This is a genomic window from Azoarcus indigens, assembly GCF_004361735.1.
GTDB classification, from domain to species: Bacteria; Pseudomonadota; Gammaproteobacteria; order Burkholderiales; family Rhodocyclaceae; genus Azoarcus; species Azoarcus indigens.
Genome location: NZ_SNVV01000001.1, coordinates 31005 through 50470 on the forward strand (window position 1 = coordinate 31005; position 19466 = coordinate 50470).

General features: G+C 68.2%; 18 protein-coding genes. 14 read left to right on the forward strand and 4 right to left on the reverse strand.

Features of this window, described 5'->3' with window-relative positions; translation table 11 throughout:
- Positions 1-208 precede the first annotated feature (208 nt).
- The 9 genes from C7389_RS00150 to purT all read left to right on the forward strand — a co-directional run bounded on the left by C7389_RS00150 (position 209) and on the right by purT (position 12470).
- Positions 209-1261: a cytochrome-c peroxidase gene (locus C7389_RS00150; protein ID WP_133587166.1), complete on the forward strand. Its 1053-nt coding sequence runs from the start codon at positions 209-211 to the stop codon at positions 1259-1261.
- Positions 1258-3927: an EAL domain-containing protein gene (locus C7389_RS00155; RefSeq protein ID WP_133587168.1), complete on the forward strand. Its 2670-nt coding sequence runs from the start codon at positions 1258-1260 to the stop codon at positions 3925-3927. Before C7389_RS00150 ends, C7389_RS00155 begins: the two co-directional genes overlap by 4 nt.
- 95 nt (positions 3928-4022) lie before the next feature.
- Complete coding sequence (locus tag C7389_RS00160; protein WP_133587170.1) at positions 4023-5765, forward strand: ABC transporter transmembrane domain-containing protein; 1743 nt, start codon at positions 4023-4025, stop codon at positions 5763-5765.
- A 100-nt stretch (positions 5766-5865) separates the two neighbouring features.
- A complete protein-coding gene (ettA, locus tag C7389_RS00165; protein ID WP_133587172.1) occupies positions 5866-7530 on the forward strand; it encodes an energy-dependent translational throttle protein EttA in 1665 nt (554 codons plus the stop codon).
- 76 nt (positions 7531-7606) lie between these two features.
- A complete protein-coding gene (locus tag C7389_RS00170; protein WP_133587174.1) occupies positions 7607-8764 on the forward strand; it encodes an MlaE family ABC transporter permease in 1158 nt (385 codons plus the stop codon).
- The gene (locus tag C7389_RS00175; protein ID WP_211342493.1) at positions 8761-9537 is read left to right on the forward strand and encodes an ABC transporter ATP-binding protein; all 777 of its coding nucleotides are present in this window, start codon (positions 8761-8763) and stop codon (positions 9535-9537) included. The genes C7389_RS00170 and C7389_RS00175 overlap by 4 nt, the downstream gene beginning before the upstream one ends.
- A gap of 12 nt (positions 9538-9549) precedes the next feature.
- Positions 9550-10488: an MlaD family protein gene (locus C7389_RS00180; protein ID WP_133587177.1), complete on the forward strand. Its 939-nt coding sequence runs from the start codon at positions 9550-9552 to the stop codon at positions 10486-10488.
- The gene (locus C7389_RS00185; protein ID WP_246034580.1) at positions 10485-11132 is read left to right on the forward strand and encodes an ABC-type transport auxiliary lipoprotein family protein; all 648 of its coding nucleotides are present in this window, start codon (positions 10485-10487) and stop codon (positions 11130-11132) included. Before C7389_RS00180 ends, C7389_RS00185 begins: the two co-directional genes overlap by 4 nt.
- Positions 11133-11276: 144 nt before the next feature.
- Positions 11277-12470: a formate-dependent phosphoribosylglycinamide formyltransferase gene (purT, locus tag C7389_RS00190; protein WP_133587179.1), complete on the forward strand. Its 1194-nt coding sequence runs from the start codon at positions 11277-11279 to the stop codon at positions 12468-12470.
- Between the two features lie 55 nt (positions 12471-12525).
- On the opposite strand, the gene C7389_RS00195 is transcribed toward purT, so the two are convergent.
- From C7389_RS00195 to C7389_RS00205, 3 genes are all read right to left on the reverse strand, one after another.
- Positions 12526-12753, reverse strand: a complete 228-nt coding sequence (locus tag C7389_RS00195) for a VF530 family protein (RefSeq protein WP_133587181.1) — start codon at positions 12751-12753, stop codon at positions 12526-12528.
- Positions 12750-13235: an acyl-CoA thioesterase gene (locus tag C7389_RS00200; protein WP_133587183.1), complete on the reverse strand. Its 486-nt coding sequence runs from the start codon at positions 13233-13235 to the stop codon at positions 12750-12752. The genes C7389_RS00195 and C7389_RS00200 overlap by 4 nt, the downstream gene beginning before the upstream one ends.
- 176 nt (positions 13236-13411) lie before the next feature.
- Complete coding sequence (locus C7389_RS00205; protein WP_133587185.1) at positions 13412-13621, reverse strand: dodecin; 210 nt, start codon at positions 13619-13621, stop codon at positions 13412-13414.
- A gap of 288 nt (positions 13622-13909) precedes the next feature.
- Here C7389_RS00205 and C7389_RS00210 point away from each other — a divergent pair, with 288 nt between their 5' ends.
- The 4 genes from C7389_RS00210 (at position 13910) to C7389_RS00225 (ending at position 16731) form a co-directional block, all read left to right on the forward strand.
- The gene (locus C7389_RS00210) at positions 13910-15115 is read left to right on the forward strand and encodes an alpha/beta hydrolase (RefSeq protein ID WP_133587187.1); all 1206 of its coding nucleotides are present in this window, start codon (positions 13910-13912) and stop codon (positions 15113-15115) included.
- Entirely contained in the window at positions 15099-16112 is a 1014-nt protein-coding gene (locus C7389_RS00215; RefSeq protein WP_246034581.1) for a DnaJ C-terminal domain-containing protein, read from the forward strand. The genes C7389_RS00210 and C7389_RS00215 overlap by 17 nt, the downstream gene beginning before the upstream one ends.
- 22 nt (positions 16113-16134) lie before the next feature.
- Positions 16135-16344: a hypothetical protein gene (locus C7389_RS00220; RefSeq protein ID WP_133587189.1), complete on the forward strand. Its 210-nt coding sequence runs from the start codon at positions 16135-16137 to the stop codon at positions 16342-16344.
- An 87-nt stretch (positions 16345-16431) separates the two neighbouring features.
- Positions 16432-16731 (forward strand): hypothetical protein, encoded by a 300-nt coding sequence (locus C7389_RS00225; protein WP_133587191.1) that lies wholly within the window; start codon positions 16432-16434, stop codon positions 16729-16731.
- 70 nt (positions 16732-16801) lie between these two features.
- Here the strand turns inward: C7389_RS00225 and C7389_RS00230 are convergent, their stop codons facing one another.
- Positions 16802-17932, reverse strand: coding sequence for a DUF805 domain-containing protein (locus C7389_RS00230; RefSeq protein ID WP_162851612.1), 1131 nt, complete (start codon positions 17930-17932; stop codon positions 16802-16804).
- 158 nt (positions 17933-18090) lie between these two features.
- Here C7389_RS00230 and gorA point away from each other — a divergent pair, with 158 nt between their 5' ends.
- Positions 18091-19446, forward strand: a complete 1356-nt coding sequence (gene gorA / locus C7389_RS00235) for a glutathione-disulfide reductase (protein ID WP_133587194.1) — start codon at positions 18091-18093, stop codon at positions 19444-19446.
- Positions 19447-19466: the final 20 nt, after the last annotated feature.

Here is a 19466-nt window from a genome sequence, read left to right on the forward strand (position 1 = left end):
CCCGAAGCATCCATCGTGACAGGCATAGGAAGAAGCACCTCCGTTCAGGGACACCTCCTTGCCTCACGCCACCAGCAGGCGCAAGACCGCGTGGCAGCGATCATCCGCTCCAGCGGGAGAGAGCGTCAATTCCCATCCGGCGGCCGAACGAGGGCGACCTCCCCATTCCTTGACCATGCTCAATGCCACCTTCCCCCGGCGCTATACCATGCCCGCCGTGAAACGCAGCTTCTCCTCCCTGCTCCCGCCGCTCACCGTGGCGGGTTTGATCGCTTTATCGGCGGGCTTGCTGCTGTCACTCACCTGGCGGGGGGTTCCCGAAGAAAACAGCCGCAAGGCCACCACTGTGCTCACCGAGGGCATGCGGCGCACCGAGCCGCTCTCCCCGCTGCCGCGCAGCCTGGAGGTGGATACCAGCAAGGCCGCCCTCGGCGAAAGGCTGTTTCACGACCCGGTGCTTTCCCGCGACCACACCATCTCCTGCGCCAGCTGCCATCCGCTGAACCAGGGTGGCACCGACCGCCGGGCGCGCTCCATCGGCGTCGCTGGCGCAGTGGGCACCATAAATACGCCGACGGTGCTGAACACAGTGTTCAATTTCGTCCAGTTCTGGGACGGCCGCGTGGCAACGCTGGAGGAGCAGGTCAGTGGCCCGCTCACCAATCCGCTGGAAATGGCCTCCAATTGGACCGACGTCATCGCCCGCCTCAATGCGGACCGCGATTACCGCGAACGCTTCACCCTGCTCTACCCCTCCGGCATCACACCGGCAACAGTGGCAGACGCACTGGCCCAGTTCGAACGCACCCTGATCACACCCGACGCCCCCTTCGACCGTTACTTGCGCGGCGAGCACGACGCCATCGGCGAAGATGCCCGCGAGGGTTACCGGCGCTTCAAGGACTACGGCTGTGCCAGTTGCCATCAAGGCGTCAACATCGGTGGCAACATGTTCCAGCGCTTCGGCGTAATGGGTGATTACTTCGCCGCCCGCCAACGGGCGGTGGAGGACGCCGACCTCGGCCGCTTCATCGTCACCGGCCGGGAGGACGACCGTCATGTCTTCAAGGTTCCCAGCCTGCGCAACATCGCCCTGACCGCGCCCTACTTCCACGACGGCTCCGCCACCACGCTGGACGAAGCGGTGGTGGTGATGGCCTGGTACCAGCTGGGCCGCGAACTCAATGCCGAGGACCGCAGGGTCCTCGTCGCCTTCCTCAACAGCCTCACCGGCCAGTTGCGCGGCGAGGCCATGCGATGAGGGCGCCTGGCCAGCTGCAGGGTGCCGACGGCCTCCCTCCCCCACCCCGCGACCGGGCGGATTACCTGCGCCTGCTGCGCAGCCTGCTGCTCGCCCTGCTCGCGATAGCGGTGCTGGGGTGGCTTTTCGCCGGTGCGGACTCGGTCTCGGTGGAGGAGCACCAGCATTACACCCGCGCACTGGACAAGCTGCGCCAGGGTGATATCCAGCTCAACGCCGCGATTCTCGCCAACCGCCTGGCGCTGCATCGGGATTTCGACACCCTCTCCAGCACCCTCACCGCCCAGCAGGCCACGCTGCAGGCCATAGGCGAGCCGCCAGCCTACCTCACCGCAATCGACGGTGCCCGCCTGCTGGACACCCTGGCCGAGTACCGCCGGCTGGCCGCGCTCAAGGCGGAAGCGATAGACCGCTACCAACGCGAAGTGGCCATCCTGCGCAACTCGCTGGCCTATTTTCCTGCCGCTACCCAGAGCTTCATCAGCGAGGGCGCCGCGCCGCCGGCCCTGTCGCGGGAAATCGGCATCTTCGCCCGCGGCGTCACCACCTATGCCCTCAATGGCGATGCCGATCTCGCCCAGGAGCTGGTGCTCAGCCTGGCCCATCTGCAGCAGATAGCCGCCGACCCCGAGTACTCCCAGGCCCCCCGCCTGCGCAACCTGCTCGCCCATGCCAATGTGATCCTTGAGCGCAAGGCTGTGGTGGACTCCGCGGTACGCGACATCCTGGAGTTGCCCACGGCAGAAGCTGGCGAACGCATGGTCGGGCTCTACAACGAGGGCTACAGCCACGGCGCCCTGCGTGCGCATGTACACCGTGTGCTGCTTTTCGTCGCCGCGCTGGTGCTCGCAGCCTACCTCGCGGTGGTCATTGCCCGCCTCGGCCGCGCCAGCCGTGCGTTGGTCCGGGCAAATCAGAATCTGCAAGACCGCATCGCCACGCTGCGGCACACCCAGGAGGAACTCCATCTCTACGCGACCGTGTTCACCAATGCCACCGAAGGCATGACCATTACCGATGCCGAGTCCCGCATCGTCGCAGTGAATCCCGCCTTCTCCCGCATCACCGGTTACGCCCCGGCCCAGGTCATTGGCCAGACGCCCAAGCTGCTGAGCTCCGGCCGCCAGGACGCCGGCTTCTACCGCGACATGTGGGCCACGCTGGCACGGCGCGGCCAGTGGCAGGGCGAGATCTGGAACCGGCGCCAGAGTGGCGATGTGTATCCGGAGTGGCTGTCCATCACCGCGGTGCGAGATGCAGATGGGGCGCCAACGCACTACATCGGCATCTTCTCCGACATCACCGAGCGCAAGCAGACCGAGGCGCGCATCCGCCACCTGGCCAACCATGACGCCCTCACCGGCCTGCCCAACCGCCTGCTGCTGCAGGACAGGCTGAACCAGGCCATCCTGCAGTCGCGCCGCGACAAGCGCCGCGCCGCGGTGCTCTTCCTCGATCTCGATCGCTTCAAGATCATCAACGACACCCTGGGCCACGAGGTGGGCGACGCCCTGCTGATCCAGGTCACCCAGCGTTGCCTGGGCGCAGTGCGGGACACTGACACGGTGGCCCGCCAGGGCGGCGACGAATTCGTCATCGTGCTGCCCGAACTGGAGCACGCGCAGGACGCGGCGATGATCGCGCGCAAGCTGCTCTCCGCCCTGGCTTCGCCCTTCCAGCTCGGCCCCCACGCGCTGACGGTAACCGGCAGCGTGGGCATCGCCCTGTACCCGGAGGACGGCCAGAACGAGTCGGTACTGCTGCGCAACGCCGACACCGCCATGTACCGCGCCAAGGACGACGGTCGCAACGGTTTCCAGTTCTACTCCGCCGACATGAACACCGCCTCCCTCGGCGAGCTGCTGCTGGAAAACCAATTGCGCGGCGCACTGGAGCGCGGTGAGCTGCGGCTGCACTACCAGCCCAAGGTCTGCGCCCGCGGCCATGCGGTAGTCGCCGCCGAAGCGCTGCTGCGCTGGCAGCACCCGGAGCTGGGGCTGCTCTCCCCAGGCCGTTTCGTGCCGGTAGCCGAGGAATCCGGCCTCATCGTGCCCATGGGCGAATGGGTCATACGCGAGACCTGCCGCCAGCTGCGCGCCTGGCAGGACGAAGGCCGGGTACTGGTACCGGTGGCGGTCAATCTCTCCGCCCAGCAGTTCGTGCACCAGGACATCGTCTCGCTGGTGCGCGAGGCACTGGACGACAACGATCTGCCGGCCCACCTGCTGGAACTCGAACTCACCGAGACCATGCTGATGCGCGATGCCGACCGCACGGTACACATCCTTGCCCAACTGCGTGCGATGGGCGTCAGCCTGGCGATAGACGACTTCGGCTCCGGCTATTCCTCGCTCGCCTACCTCAAGCGCTTCCAGGTGCAGACGCTGAAGATAGACCGCAGCTTCGTCCACGACATCCGCGAGGGCGGCGAGGATGGCGAGATCGCCGCGGCCGTCATCGCTCTCGCCCACAACCTTGGCCAGCAGGTCGTCGCCGAAGGAGTGGAAACCGAATACCAGCGGGACTTCCTTACCCGTCAGGGCTGCGATCTGCTGCAAGGCTTCCTGTTCGGCCGGCCACAAGCGGCGGAGGATTTCGCCTCCTCGCTGGGGAGCGCGCAGATGCCCCGGGACGCCCGGGCGGCAGGCGAATCCGTCGCAGCCTGACGACCTTGCCGGCGCTGTCCGGCTGACGCGGGCCCGCGTAAACAGGGCTTTTCCGCGAAAGCCGTACAATGGCGCGTCCTTTCCGGAGCGCCGCGATGCCCCCAGAGAACACCTCGTCCAAGCTGTTTGCCGAGTTGCTTCGCCCTTATCGGCTGCGTGTCATCCTCGCCGGCTGCGGCCTGGTCGTTGCGGCGGTGACCATGCTGGCCGTCGGCCAAGGCCTGCGCACAGTGATAGACCAGGGCTTCTCCACCGGCGACCCCGGTTGGCTGGACCGCAGCCTGGCGGTGATGTTCGGCCTCATCGCCCTGCTTGCCATCGCCACCTGGGTGCGCTTCTACAACGTTTCCTGGTTGGGCGAGCGCGTCACAGCCGATCTTCGCCAGCGCGTCTTCAATCACCTGCTCAGCCTTCCGCCCTCCTGGTTCGAGGCCGGGCGCACCGGCGAGGTGATCTCCCGCATCACCTCCGATACCACTCAGATCGAAAACGTGATCGGCTCGGCGCTGTCGATCGCGCTGCGCAACTCCCTGCTGCTGGTCGGCGGGCTGGTGATGCTGTTCACCACCAGCCTCAAGCTCACGCTGATGACGCTGGCCGGCGTGCCGCTGGTGGTAGCGCCCATCATCGTCTTCGGCCGCAAGGTTCGGCAGCTCTCGCGCGAGAGCCAGGACCGCATCGCCGATCTGGGCAACCGTATCGACGAAACGGTGCACGAGATCCGCGTGGTGCAGGCCTACGGCCATGAGGACGCCGACCGCCGCGAATTCTCCGAACTGGTGGAGCGCGGCTTTGCCACCGCCCGCCGCCGCATCCGCCAGCGCGCCGCGCTGGTGGTCGTGGTCATGGTGCTGGTGTTCGGCGCCGTCGCCGTCATTCTGTGGATAGGCGGCCACGACGTGCTGGAGGGCCGCATCACCGCCGGCCAGCTCTCCGCCTTCGTCTTCTATGCGGCGCTGGTCGCCGGCAGCGTCGGTGCGCTGTCGGAAGTGTGGGGCGACCTGCAGCGCGCCGCCGGCGCCACCGAGCGGCTGCGCGACATCCTGGACGCACAGCCAGACATCGCCGCCCCGCCGCAGCCGCGGCGCCTGCCCGAGCCAGCCAGCGGGCTGATCGAGTTCGACGCGGTCAACTTCCGCTATCCCACCCGCCCGGACACCGCCGCCCTGAGCGACTTCAGCCTCTCCGTGCAGCGGGGCGAAAGCGTCGCCTTGGTCGGCCCTTCCGGCGCCGGCAAGAGCACTGTGTTCCAGTTGCTGCTGCGCTTCTACGACCCGGACAGCGGCAGCCTGCGGCTGGATGGCGTCAGCCTGCCGGAAGCCGACCCGGCAGCGGTACGCGGCCGCATCGCCTTGGTACCGCAAGAGCCGGTGATCTTCGCCGCCAGCGTCATGGACAACGTCCGCTACGCCGCGCCGTACGCCAGCGAGGCCGAGGTGGAGGCCGCCTGCGCCGCCGCCCATGCCGACGAGTTCATCCGTCGCCTGCCCGACGGCTACCAAAGCCAGTTAGGCGAACGCGGCGTACGCCTGTCCGGCGGCCAGCGCCAGCGCCTCGCCATCGCCCGCGCCATTCTCGCCAATCGCCCGGTGCTGCTGCTGGATGAAGCCACCTCGGCGCTGGACGCCGAGAGCGAGCGCATGGTCCAGGACGCCCTCGCCAGCCTGATGCGCGGACGCAGCACCCTAGTGATCGCCCACCGCCTGGCCACCGTGCAGCGCGCCGACCGCATCGTGGTCATGGAACACGGCCGCATCGTCGAGACTGGCACCCATGCCGAACTGGTCGCCCGCGACGGCCTCTACGCCCACCTCGCCCGGCTGCAATTCACCGCCTGAGGCTGCTGCCGCCCCGCCGGAGCGCGGCTGCAGCCGTGACCAAGGGCGCCGCCCTCGGGTAGACTCGCGCCTTCATGTCATTCCTCGACGACGAGACCCCATGGCCCAGTATGTAATGTCGATGCTCCGCGTATCCAAGATCGTTCCGCCCAAGCGGCAGATCATCAAGGATATTTCCCTGTCCTTCTTCCCCGGCGCCAAGATCGGCCTGCTCGGCCTCAACGGCTCCGGCAAGTCCACCGTGCTGCGCATCATGGCCGGAGCGGACAAGGAGTTCGACGGCGAAGTGCAGCACCTGGCCGGCCAGCGCATCGGCTATCTGCCACAGGAGCCGGAGCTCGACCCCACCAAGACGGTGAAGGAAGAAGTGGAATCCGGCCTGGGCGAGATCGTCGAAGCCCGCCAGAAGCTGGAAGAGATCTACGCCGCCTACGCCGAACCGGACGCCGACTTCGACAAGCTGGCCGAAGAGCAGGCCAAGTACGAGAACATCCTCTCCGCCGCCGGCAGCGACGTCGAAACCCAAATGGAAATCGCCGCCGACGCGCTGCGCCTGCCGCCGTGGGACGCGGTCATCGGCAATCTCTCCGGCGGCGAGAAACGCCGCGTCGCCCTGTGCAAGCTGCTGCTCTCGCGCCCCGACATGCTGCTGCTGGATGAACCCACCAACCACCTGGACGCCGAGTCGGTGGACTGGCTGGAGCAGTTCCTGACCCGCTTCCCCGGCACCGTGGTGGCCGTCACCCACGACCGCTACTTCCTCGACAACGCCGCCGAATGGATCCTGGAACTGGACCGCGGGCACGGCATTCCCTGGAAGGGCAACTACTCCTCCTGGCTGGAGCAGAAGGGCGAGCGCCTGGCGCAGGAAGCCAAGCAGGAAGCCGCGCACCAGAAGGCGATGAAGACCGAGCTGGAATGGGCGCGCTCCAACCCCAAGGCCCGTCAGGCCAAGTCCAAGGCCCGCCTGGCGCGCTACGAGGAAATGACCACCGTCGAATACCAGAAGCGCAACGAAACCCAGGAGATCTTCATCCCGCCGGGCGAGCGCCTGGGCGACAAGGTCATCGAGTTCCACGACGTCAGCAAGGCCTTCGGCGACAAGTTGCTGATGGACAAGGTGAGCTTCTCGGTGCCGCCCGGCGCCATCGTCGGCGTCATCGGCCCCAACGGCGCCGGCAAGTCCACCCTGTTCAAGATGATCCAGGGCCTGGACAAGCCAGACAGCGGCGAGGTGGTGATCGGCTCCACGGTGAAGATTGCCGCGGTGGACCAGTCGCGCGAAGGCCTGGCCAACGACAAGACGGTGTTCGAGGCCATCTCCGACGGCGCCGACATCCTGACTGTCGGCCGCTTCGAGATGCCCAGCCGCGCCTACATCGGCCGCTTCAACTTCAAGGGCGGCGACCAGCAGAAGATCGTCGGCAACCTTTCCGGCGGCGAGCGCGGGCGGCTGCACCTGGCGAAGACGCTGATCGCCGGCGGCAACGTGCTGCTGCTGGACGAACCCTCCAACGACCTCGACGTGGAAACCCTGCGCGCCCTGGAAGATGCCCTGCTGGAGTTCGCCGGCTGCGCCATGATCATTTCCCACGACCGCTGGTTCCTGGACCGCATCTGCACCCACATCCTGGCCGCGGAAGGCGATTCGCAATGGACCTTCTTCGCCGGCAACTACCAGGAATACGAGGAAGACAAGAGGAAGCGCCTGGGCGAAGAAGGCGCCAAGCCCAAGCGCATCCGCTACAAGCCGATTAGCCGCTGACAGCGAAAGGGGGCCGTCGCTGCACTGCGGCATTCCTGCTGCCGGCACGCCCCCAACTCGGTTACAGTCCGACCCCATGAGAGCATCGTCATCGGCGGATAACGGCGCCGGACGCGCCGAACTTGCGACCACCGACGGCCGCCAGCAGTTACGGCTGTCCGGCGACTGGACCCTGCCGCACTACGCCGCGCTGAGCGGCGAAGTCGCGGCGCTGCGCGCTGGCCTGCCGCCGGACCTGGCGGTGGACGTGGCGCAACTCGGCGCGCTGGACACCGCCGGCGCCGCGCTGCTGCTGCACCTGCTCGGCCAAGAGCGGCTGCGCAGCTTGCTGGGCGGAGGCTCCGCGCTGCCGGCCGAGCGCCGCGCCCTGCTGCAGGCGGTGGCGCAAGCGGTGGGCGAACGCCCGGAGCCGCTGGCCGAGCCCCGCCATTCCGCCCTCGGGGATGTACTGGAGCATGTCGGCATCACCGTCGGCGTGTTCCGCCGGCATCTCACCGACCTGCTCGGTTTCATCGGCCTTACCCTGGAAGCCCTGTTCCTCACCCTGCTGCGGCCCTGGCGCTGGCGCATGACCTCGCTGATCGCCAACCTGGAAAAGACCGCGCTGGACGCGGTGCCCATCGTCGCCCTGCTCACCTTCCTGGTCGGCGCGGTGGTCGCCTTCCTCGGCGCCACCGTGCTGGCGGACTTCGGCGCCAGCATCTTCACCGTCGATCTGGTCGCCTTCTCCTTCCTGCGCGAGTTCGGCGTGCTGCTCACCGCCATCCTCGTCGCCGGCCGCACCGCCAGCGCCTTCACGGCGCAGATCGGCTCGATGAAGGCCAACGAGGAGATAGACGCCATCCGCGTGCTCGGCCTCAACCCGATAGAGCTGCTGGTGCTGCCGCGGGTGTTCGCGCTGCTGCTGGCGCTGCCCATGCTCACCTTCATCGCCATGCTGTCCGGCATCGTCGGCGGCATGCTGGTGTGCGCGCTCACGCTGGACATCTCCCCGGTGATGTTCCTCTCCATTTTCGAGAACGACGTCGGCCTGCGCCACTTCCTCGTCGGCCTCGCCAAGGCGCCGGTCTTCGCCTTCCTCATCGCCGTCATCGGCTGCATGGAAGGCTTCAAGGTCAGCGGCAGCGCCCAGTCGGTGGGCGAGCACACCACCTCGGCGGTGGTGCAGTCCATCTTCGTCGTCATCCTGCTGGACGCGGTGGCGGCGCTGTTCTGCATGGAGATGGGCTGGTGAGCCAGGAAACCATCATCGAGGTGCGCGGCCTCACCAACCGCTTCGGCAGTCAGGTGGTGCATGAGAATCTGGACCTGGACGTGCATCGCGGCGAGATCCTCACCGTGGTCGGCGGCTCCGGCACCGGCAAGTCGGTGCTGCTGCGCACCATCGTCGGCCTGAACAAGCCGGCGGAGGGCAGCGTGAAGGTGTTCGGCGAGGATCTGCTGGTGCTGCCCGCCACCCGCCGCGCCGAGCTGGAACGCCGCTTCGGCGTGCTGTTCCAGAAGGGCGCACTGTTCTCCTCGCTGACGGTGTGCGAGAACGTTTCCCTGCCGCTGGTGGAGCACGCCGGCCTGTCCGCCGCGGATGCGGCCGACCTCGCCCGGGTGAAGATCGCCCTCGCCGGCCTGCCGCCGGAGGCCGGCGCCAAATACCCTTCCGACCTCTCCGGCGGCATGGTGAAGCGCGCCGCGCTCGCCCGCGCGCTGGCGCTGGACCCGGACATCCTGTTCCTGGATGAGCCCACCGCCGGCCTGGATCCGATAGGCGCCGCCGCTTTCGACCAGCTGATCCTGACCCTGCGCGATGCGCTCGGCCTCACCGTCTTCCTCGTCACCCACGACCTGGACACCATCTACACCATCACCGACCGCGTCGCCGTGCTGTCGCGCAAGCGCGTGCTGGTGAACGACAGGCTGGAGGCGGTCGCCGCCACCGACGACGCCTGGATCAGAGACTATTTCCACGGCCCGCGCGGACGCGCGGCCGGAGAGGCCGCAGCGCGGCAATAGGGAGCAAGCGCCATGGAAACCCGTGCCCATCACATTCTGATCGGCCTGTTCACGGTGATCGTGATCGGCGCCGCGCTGCTGTTCGGCCTGTGGCTGGGCAAAGCCGGCAGCGACAAGCAGTTCAGCTTCTACGACATCGTCTTCAACGAGGCGGTGAGCGGCCTCTCCCAGGGCAGCGCGGTGCAGTTCAACGGCATCCGCATCGGCGAGGTCACCAGCCTGAAGATCGACCCGCGCGACCCGCGCCGGGTGCTTGCCCGCATACGGGTGGACAGCCAGGCCCCCATCCGCGCCGACACCGAGGCACGGCTGGCGCTGGCCGGCATCACCGGCATCTCCATCATCCGCCTCAACGGCATCAACCCGGACAGCCCGCCGTTGCAGGCCGAGGATGGCAAGGTACCGGTGATCGTGGCCTCGCCCTCGCCCTTCAGCAAGCTGATGAGCGGCGGCGAGGACATCATGCTCAACGTCAATGAGCTGATCGGCCAGGCGCGCGAGCTGTTCTCCGCCACCAACGTCGCCCACATCGAACGCACCCTGGCCAACCTGGAACAGAGCACCAGCTCGCTGGCCGACCAGCGTGAGGAAATCGCCCACGCCCTCAAGGCCATCACCAGTGCCGGCGAGCAGGCCAACGCCGCCCTGCAGGAAGCCACCCAGGCGATGAAGACCACCAACGGCCTGCTCGACAAGGAAGGCCGCCAGACCTTGGATAGCGCCCGCGAGGCCATGGCCGCCTTCGAGCGCACCATGGACACGGTCGATTCCCTGGTCGCCGACAACCGCAGCCAGCTGGACAGCGGCGTGCGCGGCCTGAGCGAGATCGGGCCCGCCGTCGGCGAACTGCGCAGCACCCTGCAATCGCTGCGCGGCATCACCCGCCGCCTGGAAGAGAACCCCACCGGCTACCTGCTGGGCGCCGACAAGAGCAAGGAGTTCCAGCCGTGAATCCTGTTTCGCACCCCACGCGTCCCTCGCCGCTGCGCGGCGCCCTGCTCTCGGCGGCCGCGGTCGCTGCCCTGATGCTCGCCGGCTGCTCGGTGCTGCCCAGCCAGGAGCCGATAGACGTCTATCGCCTGCCGGCCTCAGCCCAACCCGCCGCCAACGCGGCGCCGCTGTCCTGGTCCTTGCGTGTGGCCACGCCGCGCGCCGGCGGCGCCACCGGCAGCCGCCGCATCGTCGTGCTGCCCGAAGGCGACCGCCTCAGCGTCTACCAGGGAGCGAGCTGGAGCGATCCCGGCCCGGTGCTGCTGCGCGACCGCCTGATTGAAGCCTTCCGCAGCGATGGCCGCGTTCCCGCCGTCACCAGCGACGACAACGCGCTGCAGGCCGACTACGTGCTGGACAGCGACCTCGGCGCCTTCCGCAGCGAGTACCGCGACGGCAAGCCGGAAGTGCTGATCCGCCTGGACGCCCGCCTGGTGGCGCCGGACACCCAACGCATACTCGTCTCCCGCCGCTTCGAAGTGCGCCAGCCGGTGGCCGGCAAGGCGGTGCCGGAAGTGGTCCGCGCCTTCGGCGCCGCGGCGGACAGCCTGAGCGCCGAGTTGCTAGCCTGGACCATTCAGGAAGCCAGTTCGCGCAAGCGTTGAAGCCTCACCGCCGGCCGCGGCATCGCCCTGCGGCCGGCAGACAGGCAGAATATCGCCTGCGCGCACGCCGGCCATCGCCCGCCGATACCGCCACCAGCGCGCCGGCCCATCGTTTCCCCGCATCCTCGCACCAAGGAAAGTCCCATGCCCCGTATCGGCACGCCCCTGTCGCCCACCGCCACCCGCGTCCTGCTCTGCGGTTCCGGCGAGCTGGGCAAGGAAGTCGTCATCGAACTGCAGCGCCTCGGCTGCGAAACCATCGCGGTGGACCGCTACCCCAACGCCCCGGCGATGCAGGTCGCCCACCGCAGCCACGTCATCAGCATGCTGGACGGCGACGCCCTGCGCGCGGTGATAGCGCAGGAAAAGCCGCACTACATCGTGCCGGAGATCGAGGCCATCGCCACCGCCACGCTGGTCGAGCTGGAAGCCGAGGGCTACACCGTAGTGCCCACCGCCCGCGCCGCCCAGCTGACCATGAACCGCGAAGGCATACGCCGGCTGGCGGCCGAGGAACTGGGCCTGCCGACCTCGCCCTACCGCTTCGCCGACAGCTACGAGGACTACACCGCCGCCGTCGCCGCGCTGGGCTTCCCCTGCGTGGTCAAGCCCATCATGAGCTCCTCCGGCAAGGGCCAGAGCCTGCTGCGCGGCGAAGCCGACGTGAAGAAGGCCTGGGACTACGCCCAGGAAGGCGGCCGCGCCGGCAAAGGCCGCGTCATCGTCGAAGGTTTCATCGACTTCGAGTACGAGATCACCCTGCTCACCGTGCGCCACGCCGCCGGCAGCGAGATCGCCACCACTTTCTGCGCACCGGTAGGCCACCGCCAGGAGAAGGGCGACTACCAGGAATCCTGGCAGCCGCAGGCGATGAGCCCCAAGGCGCTGGCCGAGTCCGAACGCATCGCCCGGCGGGTGACCGGCGCGCTGGGCGGCCGCGGCCTGTTCGGCGTGGAGCTGTTCGTCAAGGGCGACCAGGTGTGGTTCAGCGAAGTCTCGCCGCGCCCGCACGACACCGGGCTGGTGACGCTGATCTCGCAGGATCTGTCCGAGTTCGCATTGCACGCCCGCGCCATCCTCGGCCTGCCGATTCCCGCCATCCGCCAGTTCGGGCCGTCCGCCTCGGCGGTAGTGCTGGTGGAAGGCGACTCCACCCAGCCGGCCTTCGCCAACCTGGGCGCCGCGCTGGCCGAACCGGATACCGCGCTGCGCCTGTTCGGCAAGCCGGAGATCAAGGGCCAGCGCCGCATGGGGGTCGCCCTGGCGCGCGACGAGTCCATCGAAGCCGCCCGCGCCAAGGCGCTGCGCGCGGCGGCCGCGGTCAAGGTCGAGCTCTGACGCTGGGCCTGAAGCCGGGAGTGACTACTCCCGGCGCTTTCGCCGCCTGCAGCGGTCAACGCAGGCGCAGCATCGTTTCCAGGTAGAGCGCTTCCACCTGCTCGCGGGCCCATGGCGTGCGGCGCAGGAATTTCAGACTGGAGGCGATGCTGGGTTCGTGGCTGAAGCAGCGCACCTTCACCCGCCGCGCCAGCCCGTCCCAACCGTGGATCTCCACCAGCTTCTCCAGCAGCGCCGCCAGCGTCACTCCGTGCAGCGGATCACCCGCGCCGCCGGTGCTCACTGCGGCGTCCGCACCAGCGCCTGACGGCGCGTCTCGAATTCCTGGCGCAACTGCCGGCGCAGCAGCGCGGCACCGTGGCGGCGCTGTTCATCCGCGGTCTCCGGCACCAGCGGCGGTACCTTGGTCGGCTTGCCGTCGTCACCCAGCGCCACCATGGTGAAGAAACAACTGTTGGCATGGCGCACCGTCTTGGCCCGGATGTTCTCCGCCATCACCTTGATGCCGATCTCCATCGAGGTATTGCCGGTGAAATTGACCGAGGCCAGGAAGGTCACCAGTTCGCCGACGTGGATGGGCTCGCGGAACATCACCTGGTCCACCGACAGGGTGACCACGTAATGCCCGGCGTAGCGGCTCGCACAGGCATAGGCGACTTCGTCCAGCAGCTTGAGGATGGTGCCGCCGTGGACATTGCCCGAGAAGTTGGACATGTCCGGCGTCATCAGCACCGTCATGCTGAGCTGGTGATTGGGTAATTGCATGGGGACTCCGACTTGCCCGCGCCCTGTGGGCTGCCCGCATGCAGGCTGGTGAGGGGGCTGCGGGCGCGCACAGGGTAAGGCAGCGGCGGCCGGCGCTCAAATCGCGAAACTACCAAGATGCGCCGCGCCCGCTTTCCGCGGCCCCGCCGTGCTGCGCCTGCCGCCCAGCCCGGGCGCTAGGCTTCCAGCCGGAAGCCCACTTTCAACGTCACCTGGAAGTGAGCCACCGTTCCATCCACCACATGGCCCCGGGTAGAAACCACCTCGAACCACTCGACATGGCGCAAGGTCTTCGAGGCGGTCTCGATGGCATTGCGGATGGCGTCATCCAGGCTCTGGGAAGAAGAACCGACGAGTTCGACGAGTTTGTACACATGATCGGCCATGACTTGCTCTCCTTGGGTGGGTGTGAGCTGCGATTGCTGTGATGCAGCCGCCGTGATCAAGTATAGGCAGGCAAAACCGAGGCCCGGCAAAGAGGCGCCTTTTGCCGGCAGCCCCCGCACTTGCCGTGCCGATTTTGCAATCGTCCGCGTGGCCCTTCCCTTCTCCACCATCGTCGTGCTTGCCGGTGCCGAGCCGCAATTCCGCAACGGCGCTATCATCTCGATCGCCGGCGCGATGACGCGGCGCAACATTCCCGCCAGCCTATCTGCAAGCCCAACGCGCAATCCATGTCACCGTTCGTCCGCCCTCTTCGCTCCTGGCTCTTGCTGCTGTTCGGCACCGCCCTGCTTGGCGGCTGCGTCGGCGGCCCCCGCCACATCCTGCCGCTGGGCCAGGACAGCTTCTCCCGCTACCGTGCCGAAAGCCGCCAGTGGCTGGCCATGCAACGCCAGGACGGCCTGCAGGACGGCGACGCACTGGAACTCAACCTGCCGCAAGAATGGCGGCCCGCCACGCCCGGGCGGCGCGGCATCCTGCTGATCCACGGCCTGGGCGATTCGCCCTACTCCTTCAGCGACATCGGCCCCGCCCTCGCCACCCGCGGCTACCTGGTACGCAGCGTGCTGCTGCCCGGCCACGGCAGCAAGCCGGCGGACCTGATGACCGTAGCGGTGGAAGACTGGCAGCGGGTGGTGAAGGAACAGACCGAGTTGCTGAAGCAAGAAGTGGATACCGTCTACCTTGGCGGCTTCTCCACCGGTGCCAACCTGGCCCTGGTGCGTGCCAGTGAAGACCCGGCGGTCGCCGGCCTGCTGCTCTTCTCTCCCGCCTTCAAGTCCGACAGCAGCTATGACTGGCTCGCCCCTTACGCCGCCTGGTTCAAGCCCTGGCTGCGCGAACCCGAGACGGAGCGCCGGCAACAGACGCGGGTGCGCTACCTCAACGTGCCCACCAACGGTTTTGGCCAGTTCTACCGCTCCAGCGCGCTGGCGCGCGAGGTGCTGGAACGCGAACCCTGGCGCAAGCCAGCGCTGCTGGTCGTCGCCCAGCACGACTCGGTGCTGGACGTGGCCTACCTGCGCGATACCTTCCCCCGCTTCTTCACCCATCCCGCCAGCCGCCTGATCTGGTACGGCGACACGCCGGCGGAAGTACGCCAGCTGGCCCGCAGCGACCGCCTGCCAGCCCAGCGCATCAGCCAGTTCTCCCACATGGCGGTGCTGTTCTCGCCGGCCAATCCGCTGTATGGGGTGGAAGGCAGCGAAAAGCTGTGCGAGAACGGCCCGGTGGCGGAAGACCTGCAACGCTGCCGCGCCGGAGAGCCCGTGTGGTACTCCGACTGGGGCTACCGCGAGCCGGGCAAGGTGCACGCACGCCTCACCTTCAACCCCTACTTCGACTGGCAGATGAAGGTGGCGGACGAAGTCCTGGACGCCGCCGCCCCGCAATCCGTATCCGCCGAGGGAACTCATCAGCATGAGCGGCTCAACTGACGCCGGGATGGACGCCCCCCTGAACGACCCGCACGAACTGCTGGGCGTCGCACCAGGCGCGGACGCGAGCGAGATCAAACGCGCCTTCCGCCGCCTGGCGATGCGCTGGCACCCGGACCGCAATCCCGATCCGGCCGCCGCCGATCATTTCCGCCGCCTGCGGGCCGCCTTCGAGAGCTTGCTGGACGGGCTGCAGCCCGCCGGACCGGCAGCCGAGCCGCAGCAAGACACGGACGCCGCCCCTCGCGGCGCGGACCTCCGCGAAACGCTGGAGATCAGCCTCGAGGAAGCCTGCCTCGGTGGCGTGCGCACCCTGGTCCGCGAAGAAAGCACACGCTGTGAAGACTGCCAGGGCAGCGGCGAACAGACCCTGAGGCACAGCCGGCTCTGCCCGCACTGCCACGGCTCCGGGCGGGTCCGGGGCGCGGAGGGCCTCACCGCCTGCGCCCGTTGCCAGGGCCGCGGCTACCGGCTGCTTGCGCCCTGCGACAGTTGCGGCGGCAATGGCAAACAGATCCGCCCACGCAACCTGGAAGTCCGCCTGCCACCCGGCCTGCAGCCCGGCGACGAGCTGCGCCTGCGGGGCGAAGGCGGGCCGGCGGTGGAATCCGACGGCGAGGCCGGCGACTTGCGGCTGCGCATCGAAGTCGCCCCGCATCCGCTCTACCGGCTGGCCGGCCGCGATCTCTTGCTGGAGCGCCCGCTGAGCGTGTTCCGCCTGCTCGCCGGCGGCGAAATCGCCTTGCCGCACCCGGCCGGCCTCCGCCATCATCCCTTGCCGCCGGGTGACGGCCGCGCCACCGAGCTGAGGCTGAGCGGTGCCGGCCTGCCTCGCCGCGGCAAACATGCCGCCGGCGACATGCTGGTCACCCTGCGCCCGGTCCTGCCCACTGGCGTCGGCGCCGAACTGCTGCCGCTGCTGGACAGGCTGGACCGCGCACTGGCCTCCGAACTGACCGAAATCTCGGACTGGGAAAGCCGCTGGCTCCCAGCCTGAACCCGAACGAAGACACCGCACCATGACCTACGAACAGTTTCTGGATGAAGTCACCACCTTGATCTACGAGCGCTATGGCCTCGGCGAAAAGGCCGCCATCGCGGCGGTCATGAAGGCGCAGGCGGATGACTTCTTCACCCTCCACGACGAGGACGCCAGCCTGCGCACCCAGGAGCGTGCGGAACAAGACGCCCGCGCCGTGTTCAAGAAGTACGGAGCGCCCCGCCGCTGATCCTGTCCAGGCGGCACTCCGGCAACGCAGGGCATGTCCAACCAGCGCGCCTGCTCACCCCTTGCCCAACCCGACCGGGAGACCGCAATGACACCGCAATCCATCGAATCGCTGATGGCAGACATCGAGGCTGAAGATCCGCTGGACGTCCGCGACCTCGCCCTCGACGAAACCGAGGCCCGCCGGCTAATGGCCAATCACTTCTGCGAAATCGACCAGCGGCTGGTGGAGCATGGACTGGACGCGGAAGCCCGGTTGGAGGTGATGGCAGCCATCGCCGCGCACACCATGGCGGAGAACCTGGTGCTGCACATCCAGCGCCTTCGCCGGGAGAACGACAAGGACGCCTTCCAGGCCTGGATGCGGCGGCACCGTATCGGCGGCTGAGCCAGCCGGGGAGGAACACCGAAACAGACACCGCCGGTCCAGCCTGGCGGCATCTGGCCGCCGCCGGCATTCAATCCTCGTAGTAGTAGGGACTGCCGGGCGCCGTTGCAGCCCCCTCTTCCATTTCCATCTCTTCCCCGCCCGGCAGCATCCCCTCCAGGCGGCGGTTGCCATCGCTCACGCCGCCAGCAATGCCAAGACCTATCGCGGCCATCGCGCCGATGATGGTCCACAGGGTGTTCGGCCCCGACGGTTCCCCGTAGTCGTTGACGCCCATGTCGCCCGGCCAGAACAGCAATAGCAGCGAGCCGACGATGAAGAAAACGGCGCTGGCCATGACGCCCAACGGCGCCCCGCTGAGGCCGGCCACCACCGGCAGCGCGATCGCCAGCAGTACCCACTTGCCGCTGCGGTTGAGGTCATGCAAGCGCAGCACGCTGACGCGCAGCGCCATCCATACCGTCAGCAGCGCGCCAATGAGGATCGCCGCCAGCATCGCCGTGCCCTGCCCCAGCACTGCGGCCAGCAGCGCGCCGGCGACCAGCGGCACGTAGGCCGGAAAGGAATAGGCGAGATAACGCAGGCGGCCCACCCGGCCTTCCAGCGACAAGGAGAACGCGGCCGGGGTCGAGAAGCCGTCCGGGCTGTCGTCCTTCCCCGCCCTCGACAAGGGCCCCAGGGGCCCGGCAGCTGCGGCGCTGCGGGCAGGGGCCGCTACGGTGCCCACAGCCTGCGTCTGCGCGGCCAGCATGCGGGGCATGTCCACGCCGCACGCGCGGCACAGGTTGCGCCTGGGTTGGGCTGCGCCGCAGGACGGGCAGTTCATCATCTCCAGTGCCGGCTCATCCAGCGCCAGCACTGTGGCCGGTGGTGTGGCCGCCCCCGCGGCCTGCTGCACGGGCTCCCGTGCAATTGCCGCGGCTACCGCCACTCCCGATGCGGCCTCCCCGGGCACCTGCTTACCCTGGCCGGCACTCGCCTCCACCCTGGCTTCGGCCCCCGCCTGCCGCAGCGCCTGCAGATAGCGCGGCGCCTTGGTCGCCTCCAGGTTGCGCCGGACCACGGTCTCCTTGCCCGCCAGCAGCGGCAGGATCTTCTCCTCCGGCAGCCCCATCAGGCGGGAAAGTGCCTGTGCCACGTCAGCAGCAGCATGACCCGGCAGGATGCTGCCGGTAAGGATGAGATTGACGCCGGAGTCCATCGACGATGCCCTTCGCATTGATCGCCGGCGATTCTAGCGGCAGCCAGTTACATCGTGTTGCGTGTTCGACACAAAGCCGTCTGCGGCCCGCGATGGGCCGCTCGACGGCGCTCGCGTTACCATCCGCCCCCTGAGCCCGAAAACCAAGGAACAAAGGGATGAAGACCTTCGACTATCTCGTCATCGGCGGCGGCAGCGGCGGCGTGGCCACCGCGCGCCGGGCGGCCGAATACGGCGCCCGGGTGGCACTGATCGAGGCCGGCCGCCTGGGCGGCACCTGCGTGAACGTGGGCTGTGTGCCGAAGAAGGTGATGTGGTACGCCGCCAACATCGCCCACTCGCTGGAAGACGCCGCCGGCTATGGCTTCACCCTCGCTGGCCATGACTTCGACTGGCCGACGCTGAAACAGCGCCGCGACGCCTATGTGCAGCGCCTGAACGGCATCTACGACGGCATGCTGGAGAAGGCCGGTGTCGAGGTGATACGCGGCTTCGGCCGCTTCGTGGACAAGGACACGGTGGAAGTGGACGGCCAGCGCTACAGCGCGCCGCACATCGTCATCGCCACCGGCGGCCGCCCCGTGGTTCCGGAAACGCCCGGCGCCGAGCTAGGCATCACCTCCGACGGCTTCTTCGAACTCGAACGGCTGCCCAGGCGGGTGGCGGTGGTCGGCAGCGGCTACATTGCGGTGGAACTGGCCGGCGTGCTGCGCGCACTGGGCAGCGAGGTCGACCTGCTGGTGCGCGGCGAGGTGCTGCTGCGGCCCTTCGACGGCCTGCTTCGTGAAGAACTCGTCACCCACATGCGGGATGCCGGCATCCAGCTCTGCTTCCGCCACCAGGTGCGCAGCCTGGCGCGGCAGCAGGATGGCAGCATCCGCATCGACGGCGAGGATGGCGACGGCAAGCCGGTGCAGCGCATGGCCGACACGGTGATCTGGGCGATAGGCCGCGAAGCCGCCACCGACGGCCTCAACCTTGCCGCCGCCGGCCTCAACGCCGGCAAGCACGGCGTGCTGGAGACAGACGAGTACCAGAACACCGCCGTGCCCGGCATCTACGCCATCGGCGACATCGTCGGCAAGGCGGAGCTGACACCCGTGGCCATAGGCGCCGGCCGCAAGCTGGCCGCCCGCCTGTTCCGCGATCAGCCCGACAGCAAGCAGAACTACGACCTCATCCCCACCGTGGTCTTCACCCACCCGCCCATAGGCACCATCGGCCTGACTGAGGAAGCCGCGCGGGAGCGCCACGGCGAGGCGGTCAAGGTCTACAGCGCCCGCTTCACCGGCATGTACAACGCGCTGACCGAGCACAAGCCGCGCACCGCGATGAAGCTGGTCTGCGTGGGCAAGGAAGAGAAGGTGGTCGGTTGCCACATCATCGGCACCGGCGCCGATGAAATGCTGCAAGGCTTCGCCGTCGCCATCGGCATGGGCGCGACCAAGGCGGATTTCGACGCCACCGTCGCCATCCATCCGACCGCGGCCGAGGAGCTGGTGACCTTGCGCTGAGGCGGCGCGGGCAAGCCCTG